The 241-nt window shown below is 46.5% G+C and carries 1 pseudogene; it reads right to left on the bottom strand.

From position 1 onward, the window contains the following. A pseudogene (locus SH09_RS17350) lies at positions 1–241 on the bottom strand (hypothetical protein); the annotation flags it as partial.

Below are 241 nucleotides of genomic sequence, written 5' to 3'. Positions count from 1 at the left end.
AGTGAGCGAAAGTGATTCAGCGTCAATGAGCACTTCTACTTCAGTGAGCGAAAGTGATTCAGCAAGCATGAGCACTTCTACTTCAGTAAGTGAGAGCGACTCAGCGTCAATGAGCACTTCAACTTCAGTGAGCGAAAGTGATTCAGCGTCAATGAGCACTTCTACTTCAGTGAGCGAAAGTGATTCAGCAAGCATGAGCACTTCTACTTCAGTAAGTGAGAGCGACTCAGCGTCAATGAGC

This window comes from Staphylococcus gallinarum (assembly GCF_000875895.1).
Classification (GTDB): Bacteria; Bacillota; Bacilli; order Staphylococcales; family Staphylococcaceae; genus Staphylococcus; species Staphylococcus gallinarum.
This window is presented reverse-complemented; position numbering and strand designations above follow the sequence as displayed.